At 42.3% G+C, this 10,272-nt stretch carries 6 protein-coding genes; all 6 read left to right on the top strand.

Annotated elements, in window-relative coordinates; translation table 11 throughout:
- A partial coding sequence (locus LHW48_04830) for a site-specific DNA-methyltransferase (GenBank protein ID MCB5259786.1) occupies window positions 1-2,320 on the top strand: 2,320 nt, incomplete at its 5' end.
- 1 nt (window position 2,321) lies between these two features.
- Window positions 2,322-3,344 carry a DNA-binding protein gene (locus LHW48_04825; protein MCB5259785.1) on the top strand — a complete coding sequence of 341 codons (1,023 nt, stop codon included), beginning with the start codon at window positions 2,322-2,324 and terminating at the stop codon, window positions 3,342-3,344.
- Window positions 3,344-3,787, top strand: a complete 444-nt coding sequence (locus LHW48_04820; GenBank protein MCB5259784.1) for a Fic family protein — start codon at window positions 3,344-3,346, stop codon at window positions 3,785-3,787. The genes LHW48_04825 and LHW48_04820 overlap by 1 nt, the downstream gene beginning before the upstream one ends.
- Window positions 3,788-3,789: 2 nt before the next feature.
- The gene (locus LHW48_04815) at window positions 3,790-7,041 is read left to right on the top strand and encodes a DEAD/DEAH box helicase family protein (GenBank protein MCB5259783.1); all 3,252 of its coding nucleotides are present in this window, start codon (window positions 3,790-3,792) and stop codon (window positions 7,039-7,041) included.
- A gap of 42 nt (window positions 7,042-7,083) precedes the next feature.
- The gene (locus LHW48_04810; protein MCB5259782.1) at window positions 7,084-8,235 is read left to right on the top strand and encodes an SIR2 family protein; all 1,152 of its coding nucleotides are present in this window, start codon (window positions 7,084-7,086) and stop codon (window positions 8,233-8,235) included.
- A complete protein-coding gene (locus tag LHW48_04805; GenBank protein ID MCB5259781.1) occupies window positions 8,232-9,929 on the top strand; it encodes an ATP-binding protein in 1,698 nt (565 codons plus the stop codon). The genes LHW48_04810 and LHW48_04805 overlap by 4 nt, the downstream gene beginning before the upstream one ends.
- Window positions 9,930-10,272 lie beyond the last annotated feature (343 nt).

Raw genomic sequence — 10,272 nt, 5'->3', positions numbered from 1 at the left:
CTACTTCATCCATAAGGACCTGGGTGCTTTCCTCAAGCGTGAGCTGGATTTCTACATCAAAAACGAAGTGATGCGCCTGGACGACATCGAAAACGCCGATGCCCCCAAAGCAGAGGACTACCTGGCCAAGATCAAGGTCCTGCGCAAGATCGCCAGTAAGTTGATCGAGTTCCTGGCTCAACTGGAGGACTTCCAGAAGAAACTCTGGCTGAAAAAGAAATTCATTGTGGAGACCAACTACTGCATTACCTTGGATAGAATCCCGGAGGAGCTATATCCAGAAATCATCGCCAATCAATCTCAACACGATGAATGGATCAAGCTCTTTGCCATCGATGAGATCGAGGGCGATACAACTACCCCAGCCTATAGCAATCCTCTCAGCCTGGATTTCCTGAAAGCCAATAACAAGCTGGTACTGGATACCAGGTTCTTTGACGATAGTTTTAAAGCCAGACTCTTGAGTTCAATAGACGATTTCGACGACCAGTGCGATGGTTTGTTGATTCATAGTGAGAACTTTCAAGCTCTAAACCTGCTACAAGACAGATATAGAGAGCAAGTGAAGTGTATTTATATAGATCCTCCTTATAATGCTCAATCATCTGAGATTCTATATAAAAACTCATACAAAGACTCTTCGTGGCTCTCATTGATTGATTCTCGCATATATTCTTCGAAGAATCTCCTACGGGACTCAGGTGTACAGATAGTAGCGATAGATGAAGTCGAACAAGAGGTTCTGGGGTGCTTGTTATCTGAACATTATCCTGATTATGCAAAAAGCTGTATTACTGTGGTGCACAACCCATCAGGTCAGCAAGGTGATAATTTTACATATACTCACGAATTCGCATACTTCCTATACCCCAAACCAGGAAGATTCATTTCGGAGCAATTGAGAGATGATGAGGGTGATTGGGATGTACGTAATCTGCGGGATGTTACAGGTGATGAATCGCTTAGGTCATCCGGGGCGAATTGTTTCTATGCAATCAGAGTTAAAGATAGTGAGATTATTGGTTTTGGGGAAGTCTGCCCCGAAGAATACCATCCAAAGATCAATGAGGTTCAAGCAGACGGAACTATCGATGTGTATCCTATTGATCCACAAGGTATAGAAAGGAAATGGAGATTCGCCAGACACACGATAGAATCTATCAAGGACGAACTCATCGTGAATTATCTGAAGCAAAGGAACATCTATGATATTAAGCGCATAAAAAAGAAATTTAATTATAAATCATGTTGGACTGACTCAAAGTATTCTGCCAACAATCATGGGACACAGCTTCTAAATCAGATTTTACCAGGTAATCCATTTACGTACCCGAAATCAATATTTACGAATATTGATTGTGTAAACGCGGGCACTCATAACGAGGACAATCCATTAGTTCTTGATTATTTTGCAGGTTCAGGCACAACAGGTCATGCGGCCATCAATCTCAACCGTGATGATGTTAGAAACTGCAAATACATATTAGTAGAAATGGGTGACTACTTCGATACCGTCTTAAAACCTCGGATCAGTAAGGTTGTGTATAGCAAGAACTGGAAAGAAGGCAAACCCAAGAACCGCGACACAGGTATCAGCCATTGTTTCAAGTATCTGCGCCTGGAGAGCTATGAGGACACACTCAACAATCTTGTGCTCGTGAGCGATCCCAACTGGGATAGAACTTTGGAGGCAAGCGATTCTCTCAAAGAGGATTACCTGATGCACTATCTGCTGGAGGTAGAAAGCCGGGGCAGTCAGAGTCTGCTGAATATCGATGCTTTTGCCGATCCCACCTGTTACCTGCTAAAGGTAAAGAAACCCGGCAGTGATGAATATGTGGAAAGGGCGGTTGATCTGATCGAGACCTTCAACTACCTGATCGGCTTGCGTTTGGTTCACTTGGCAGAGCCTCAGACTTTTAATGCTAGCTTCAGCCACCTGAGAGATCCTGATCTGCCTCAGGATCAGGATACACGGCTGGTGTTGGATGGAGATCTCAAACAAGCCGCAGACGGCAAGTGGTGGATTCGCAAGGTGGAGGGTTGGGTACCCAAGAATCCCTATAATCCCAACGATGGGCTCAAAGAGAAGGTGCTCATAGTCTGGCGCAAGCTCACCGGAAACCTGGAGGAAGACAACCTTGTCCTGGATACATGGTTTCAAAAGAACCGTATCAGCACTTTGGATTGGGAGTTCAATACCATCTATGTGAATGGCAGCAATAACCTGCCCAACCTGCAATTGGAAGGCGATACCTGGAAGGTGCGGCTGATCGAAGAGGAATTTCTGAAGCGTATGTGGAGCTCTGAGGGGGTATAAGATGGCAAAAGATCTCACAAATTCAACAGTGGATAGGCAAAACATACTAAACAATCAGTATGCAATTAACGAAATCCAAAAAGCGGTAAAGCTTCAAGGCATACTCTTTGAAGGTAAGCTAGTTTTTTTGATTGATCATATTGCTGACTTCTTCGAAGTAACTACCAGAACCATAAAGAACTATATAAGCAATTTCGAAACAGAGCTAAAAAACAACGGTTACGAGGTTCTACGAGGGAAAAAGCTATCTGACTTTAAGTTAACCGCAAAATGGGCAGATGTTAGTGAAATGGATTTCCCTGACATTAAAGCACCTCAATTAGGAATATTTGACTTCAGGGCTTTTTTAAACCTTGGCATGCTAATGGTTGAAAGTGAAAGGGCAAGGTTACTCCGTCAGGCTATCCTAGACATAGTGATAGACACTATCAATGCTAAGACGGGGGGAGGGACAAAGTACATCAATCAAAGGGATGAGGATTTCATCGGTTCTTGGTTTGTCGAGGAAAACTACAGAAAGCAGTTTACCGATGCACTTCGAGATAATGTAGATATGGGAAACTTCAAGTATCCACTATATACAGATCGGATTTATGTCAGTATATTCAAAGAACAGGCCTCTGAGTATCGGGCTATCCTCCGTCTACAGAAAAAAGACAAGGTGCGTGATACGTTTTATGCTGAGATTCTTGATCTCGTCGCCGCCTATGAATGTGGTTTTGCCGCTCTATTAAAGGATCAATCGGAAAAGAAAGGACGAAAGCTTACTTTCTTTGAAACAGATAAGCTATTCCGCAGCTTTGAATCCCAGCCAGTCTTAAAACCCCTTATCGAGAAAGCCCGAGTGAAAATGGCTAGCCGCGATCTGGCGTTTCGCGATGCACTTCACCTCCAGCTAGAGGAATACATCACTCCCTTGCAAGCAAAAGAATTTGAGCGCTTCTTGGGAGAGAAGAGCAAGGAACTTGCGGATAGGCTGGAAGAAGCAAAGGATGTAATGAAGCGCCTCAAGGATAGAGGATAATGCCTGTTAATTACATCACAATCCAGCAGGCTCTTGATACGCATCTGTTGACTGTGAAAATAAGCGGAGGTGGTGATACTGGCATTATCAATAGCGGTCAGCTTGAGAGTGTCTTGAATCATATCCAAAACGACGATTATTACCCTACTATCGAGGATAAGCTTACTCATCTGATCTGGGGAGCATGCAAATTCCATTGTTTCTCCGATGGGAATAAGCGAATTGCCGTCTCTCTGGGAGCGCAGTTTCTATTGATAAATGGCTATTTAGTTCTGACAGGCAGATTTATACGCTATATGGAAAACATTAGTTATCACGTAGCTGCTGGGAACATAGACAAGGATCTTTTACACAAGATCATCTGTGCTCTGATGGAGGGTACTGAAGATGATGAATCTCTCAAACTGGAGATTTATAACGCCATCAAAGATGATGAGAGATAGATATGGCTCGTAAAACGGCATTGAAAACACATAAATTTACTAATAAACTGATTCTGAACCAATGGCTGATGAGCCAGTTTGGAATAGATCCCATAGCGGATGATGTAGATCACACTCGTCCCTTCCACAGATTGGCTGCCCCTCTAAAAGACACTCGTTTGGAGGGCTTTGACACAGACGGCTTGCATATGTTTTATCATGCGCTGGTGGATAGCGAGCTTTTTTACAACGAGTTCCATCCTATCAGCAAAGACCAGCTTTTGATCTATGAAGAAAACATAGTATCTCACACAAATGCCATCAACAAAATGCGTTATCGTCCTATCAAATGGAAGTACTTCCAGTGGCTTTCATTGCTCTTTGTGGAGATATACCTTGATCGCTATTTCACAGATAAAGAGAAGCTGTTGGATGATCTGAATGCCTATGTGCAGCTCTTTAACGATAGATGGACTGGTTTTTTGAACATCGATCCATATGCTATCGATGACCTTAATAAACTTTGCCTGCAAAACGCCACGGGTAGCGGGAAAACCTTGCTGATGCATGTTAACCTTCTGCAGTTTCAGCTCTACGCGAATAAACACCCCAAGGCCAATGAGATATCCCGCGTCATCCTGCTGAGTCCCAATGAACGGTTGAGTGAACAACATCTGGAAGAGCTCAATTTGAGTGGATTCTATTTAGCTCAAAAGCTCAATCCAAAATCCAGCGGCAGATATGGGACTATCGATGTGATAGAAATCACCAAACTGGGGGATAGTGAAGGCCCGAACACTATTGCCACCCGCAGCTTGGGAGATCAGAACCTTTTACTGGTGGATGAGGGGCATCGTGGCATGAGCGGCAAAGAAGAAGGTGTATGGTTTACCAGAAGATCAGAGCTCTGTGCCAAGGGCTTTACTTTTGAGTATTCCGCCACCTTTGCCCAAGCTGTGGCTTCTGCGAATAATAGAACCTTCGAAGACAGTTATGCCAAAGCGATCATCTTTGACTATTCCTATCGGTGGTTTTATGAAGATGGCTTTGGCAAGGATTATCAGATTCTGAACCTGCCCAAAACCTATCAAAAGGTTCAGGATATCTACCTAACGGCTTGTTTACTTAAATATTACCAACAACTTAAAGTATATCAAGATAAGGCTCGAGAGCTGGAACCCTTCAATCTTGAGAAACCTCTGTGGGTGTTTGTCGGCAGCACGGTCACAAAGAAAAAGGGCAAGCAAAAGATAGAATTGCCCAGTGAGGAGTTGCTGGCTGATGTTGGCCTGATTATTGTCTTTTTTGCCAAATTCTTGTCCAACAAGGATGCCTTCATTCGTTACATCGAACAGATTCTATATGGAGGCGGCCATAGCACTGGTCTGTTGGATGATAACGGCAATGATATCTTCGCGCATTCCTTTGCCTATCTACTCAAAACTCTCAATGCCCACGACAACTTAGATGTGGTTTATCTGGATATACTGAAGCATTTGTTCAACAATCCAGCAAGCGGCCAGTTAAGAATGGATAGGATCAAGGGTGATTCAGGCGAAGTTGCATTGTATTTAGGGAACTCAGATATCCCCTTCGGGTTGATAAACGTCGGTGATGCCAAAGGTCTCTGCGATCATGTTGAAGCGTATGCCCGGCAATTTGATATCCAACTAAGTGTGGAGGAAAGTGATTTTACGGAAGCCATGTTTGCTTCAGTTAAGGACTCTTCATCTTCAATAAATCTGCTGGTAGGGTCCAAGAAGTTTATCGAAGGCTGGGACTGCTGGCGTGTGAGTACCATGGGTTTAATGCATGTGGGACGTACTGAGGGTACTCAGATTATTCAGCTGTTTGGGCGGGGAGTGCGTTTAAAAGGGTACAACTGGAGTCTGAAACGTAGCGGACACATTCATGAGCTTAAAAAGCCCGATTTCATCGAAGACATTGAAACACTCAATGTCTTTGGCATCGAAGCAGACTTCATGGAGAAATTTAGGCAGTTTCTCAAGGATGAAGGCTTGCCCGGCAATGAGAAACGGGAAGTGATCACAATTCCCATGAACGTGACAGCCGATTTTGGTAAGAAACTAAAGATTCTAAGGCCTAAGAAGAAGCAAGATGGATCTGAATATGACTTTAAGAAAGATGGCCCCATCCCATCAATAGGATCAGTTCCTCAGTATCTACAAAAAAATGCGGTAGTCTCAGATTGGTATCCACGCATCCAGTCCATCAAATCCAAAGGCACACTTCAAGGCGGGCAAAAGGATGAGGTAAAACTAAAATCCAAGCATATCAGCCTCTTGGATTTGGATTCATTATATTTCGAGTTGGAACGTTTCAAAAGGGAAAAGAGCTGGCACAATCTCACTATTACCAAACAAGGCATCACAAGCCTACTATCTGATTCATCCTGGTATAGGCTGTATCTCCCTGAAACAAGGCTGGCTCCACAAAACTACCAAGATGTTCTCATCCTGCAGCAGATTGCCACGGAATTGGTAAGACGATTTACAGAGAAGTACTACAATTTCTGTAAGAAGTCCTTTATTGAACCGAGATTAGAGCTTCGTGAGCTCACCAGAGATGATGATAATCTCCCATCAGAGGATCAATATAGGATTATTGTTGATGGGGACGATCAGACGCTGATTCAACAGATAGAGAAGCTCAAGCAAGAAATCATCAGTAATAAACAAGATCTAATAGCAGTGGGTGACCTGAAAGCCTGCAATTTTGGTAAACACCTCTTTCAACCCCTGTTCCACGTCCAAAGCGGCGGGAACATCACAATTCTGCCAATTGCATTGGGTGAGAGTGAGTACCAGTTTGTAACAGATTTAAAAGACTGGTGTGATAAGAACAACCACTTGATGAAATCAACCGGTATGGAACTATTTCTCCTCCGCAATCTCAGCCGGGGCAAAGGAGTGGGCTTCTTTGAAGCGGGTAACTTCCACCCCGATTTTATCCTCTGGATGCTCTCTGGCGATAAGCAATATGTTCACTTTATCGAACCGCATGGACTCATGCACGAAGGTATCAACAGTCCTAAAATCCAGTTCCACAAGACCATCAAAGATATTGAAGCAAGGCTGGGTGATCCCAATGTTATCCTCAGTAGTTGGATTCTATCCTGGACACCAAAAAACGAACTTAAACTCCGTGGATATGATCCTGAGGAGTACATGAGGAACAACGTGGTGTTTATGGAAGATACAGATGAATATATAAATCGAGTATTCCAACTTGAGGACCTTGGTGATCATGTTTAGCGCAAACAATGAAGAAATAAATACAGCAAATGGAGGTTTTAGATGCCTGGGCAAGATGATTTGAACGTAATCTATAATAGTTATCAAGAAGAAGTACATGCACTTGAAGACCTGATAATTCAAGGAAATTGCGTGTTCCTGATTGGAGCTGGTTGTAGTAGAATTGCAAATCTGCCACTCATGGCAGATCTAACAGCAAAAGTAGTTATAAGTTCCGAACTTAGCGATAAATCAAAACAGATACTACAGGAAGTTTCAAAACAATTTGCCGGGGCAAGAGATTCAAATATCGAAGATTATCTGAGCGATATTGTAGACTTTTTGTCAATTATTGATCGCAGACGAAATCGCGGTATTGTTGATTCATCTCTATATATAGGGAATCAATCCGTCTCCAGTAATGATCTGAGAACTGCACTTGAAGAGATCAAACAGGGTATCGCTTCAGCTATTCAAAATCCTGATGATGAAACCGATATCAGTGTTCATAGGTCATTCGTGAAATCCGTTCACAGACCAACCAGACCAGGGAAACAAACTAGTACTGGGAAAGTTACATATATCAATCTCAATTATGATACCCTGCTCGAAGATGCCCTAGCGCTGGAGAAAATACCATTTTACGACGGTATTGATGGAGGTGCAACTGGGTGGTGGAATTACGAGAAATTTTTCCATAAAGATGTTGGCACCAGAGTTCTAAAGCTTCATGGCTCTATAGACTGGACTCAGGTAGATGAAGATCCATTACCTCGACGTATAGCGTCTGAGAAGCTACATAATGTAACAAATAAACAAGTGATGATCTGGCCTGCTTCGACGAAGTATCGGGAAACACAACTAGATCCTTTCGCCCAGTTGTTAACTTTGGCAAGGCATGCTCTACAATCGGAAAATCAATCCGAAAAAGTTCTTGTAGTTTTAGGCTATAGTTTTTCTGATGCACACATAAATTCGGAAATTGATAGAGCGTTAAAAAATTCTGAGGGTAGCTTAACAATTATAGTATTAACATCATTTGATGAACCTTGTGGATATCTTAAAAACTGGTATGAGGATTCTTCTATCAAAGATCAAATTCGTATTTATGCAAATAAAGGATTCTATCACGGTAACGAAGTTAAAACATCATCAACAGATTTGTTATGGTGGAAATTTGAGAATCTTGTTAAGCTAATCAGGGGTGAATTATGAAATCCAGTAAAGATTTTCCATATGAGCCAGTTAGTAATTTATCTATAGGTCACATAATTGAAGTCGATGGAACGCACATTATCGCAGAGCTTCATCCTTCATTAACTGAATTATCAAGGATCTATGCAGGAGAAATTTACCCTATTGGTCAATTTGGTTCGATATTGAAGATTCATTATGGAAGAAGATTACTTTATTCATTTGTCGGAAGACTGCGTATGAAAGCTGAATTCCAGGCAGAAAGAGGTCTGCCGACTACAGCATCAACAGATGAGAGGGTTATTGAAGCTGACCTGTTCGGAGAAGGAGAGTGGAAAAAGGTTACTGATGACCAGTGGGTATTGAATTTTGAGAGAGGAGTTTCAACCTTTCCGTTACCGACACAAACGATCTACCTAACCCCTAAAGGTGAGTTGCGTCACATTTATGGACAGGGAGAGGGATCGATAATCAAGCTGGGATATCACGTTGGTTCTGTCAATACTGCTTGTTATGCTGATTTGAATCAGCTGATAGGAAAGCACACAGCAATACTTGGATCAACTGGTTCTGGGAAATCTGGAACTGTATCAGCGGTAATACACAGTATCCTAGAAAAAGCATCTCAACCCAATATCACTAAATGGAATCCCAGAATAATAATTCTCGATCCTCATGGCGAATATAATGTAGCATTTTCAGGCTCAAGGCTCTCTACTGATGATGGATCACTACACCTTCCATACTGGCTGCTAAATTTTCAAGAAATAGTAGCACTCTTAATAGGAAAAACTGAGTTTGTGGCAACATCGCAAGTAAATATAGTCAAAAAGGCGCTTCTTGTAGCGCGTGCTGAAGGTGCTTCTGTAATCGGGTTAGAGCCTAGTAGCATTACGATTGATTCACCAGTGCCATTCAAGTTAGCTAAGTTCAAAACATCGATTGAGCAAGATAGAGACACTCTTACACCGAGTAAGCAAGATTCTCATAATTCAATTCTTCATAAACTTGAGGTACTTCAAAATGATGCCAGGCTCAGGTTTATGATGAATGAATGGGTAGGAGATGTTAATGATCCTATCGCCACTATAATCAAACAACTGATTGGAAGCGGTCCACAACCTCGAATAATTGATTTATCTGGAGTACCTAATGAGGTGGCTGGAATAGCTAGTGCTGTTATTGCGCGAACTCTTTTCAGTTTGAAAGTTTGGCAGACACCAGAAGAGCGAGAGCATGACCCAGTGCTGTTAGTTTGTGAAGAAGCTCATAGATACGTACCAAACAGTGGCGAAGCTCAATATGAAGCTGCTCAGGATGCAATTCGCCGCATTGCTAAAGAAGGCAGAAAATATGGCCTGGGACTTATTCTTGTGTCGCAGCGACCTAGCGAGGTAGAAGCAACTGTGCTTTCTCAATGTAATAGTTGGATTGTATTACGTATAACTAATGAGGCCGATCGTGATCATGTTAAATCAGTACTACCTGATTCAATGTCTGGTTTAACAAAAATGTTATCTGGGTTAAGAAGACAAGAAGCAATATTTGTTGGGCTAGCAGCTATTGTGCCTTCACGCATAATGATACGGAATCTTGAGTCAAACCAACTGCCCAAATCGGACGATGTTGACTTTGAAAAAGGATGGCAAACGGAGTTTGATAATGATGACCACATTGTAACTGTATCAAAACGTTGGCGATATCAACAAAAATAAGGGCATATTACGAGTTAACCTAAACAACTCATTCCTGATGTTGGACTAAACCAATATCTGCAGAAACCCTGTCAGAATTTGCAATTTTCGGTGATCGGATTTGCAGAAAGCCTGTCAAAAACTACATAAAAGGGTCTTGGTAAGGATGAGTAAGGATGGACAACGATGCGACAGTTTGCAGTTTTCGCTGCACAATTTGCAGATTTCGTTGTCACGTTGCATCAGGAAAGACCACTTTTTGAATCCCGATGTAACCTCTGTAGACAGTGTTAATCAAGTGGTCATCAAGCGTTAATCAAGCGTTAATAATTAACGCTTGATTAACGCTTGATTAAGAAGTGAT

The sequence above is a fragment of the Candidatus Cloacimonadota bacterium genome, assembly GCA_020532355.1.
In the GTDB taxonomy this organism is placed as follows: Bacteria; Cloacimonadota; Cloacimonadia; order Cloacimonadales; family Cloacimonadaceae; genus UBA5456.
The sequence above is the reverse complement of the archived record's forward strand: the minus strand, read 5'-3'. Positions and strand labels throughout refer to the sequence as shown.

Coding starts and splice junctions, on each gene's coding strand:
- LHW48_04805 (MCB5259781.1), top strand. CDS start 8,232: ATGAAATCCAGTAAAGATTTTCCATATGAGCCAGTTAGTAATTTATCT.
- LHW48_04820 (MCB5259784.1), top strand. CDS start 3,344: ATGCCTGTTAATTACATCACAATCCAGCAGGCTCTTGATACGCATCTG.
- LHW48_04825 (MCB5259785.1), top strand. CDS start 2,322: ATGGCAAAAGATCTCACAAATTCAACAGTGGATAGGCAAAACATACTA.
- LHW48_04815 (MCB5259783.1), top strand. CDS start 3,790: ATGGCTCGTAAAACGGCATTGAAAACACATAAATTTACTAATAAACTG.
- LHW48_04810 (MCB5259782.1), top strand. CDS start 7,084: ATGCCTGGGCAAGATGATTTGAACGTAATCTATAATAGTTATCAAGAA.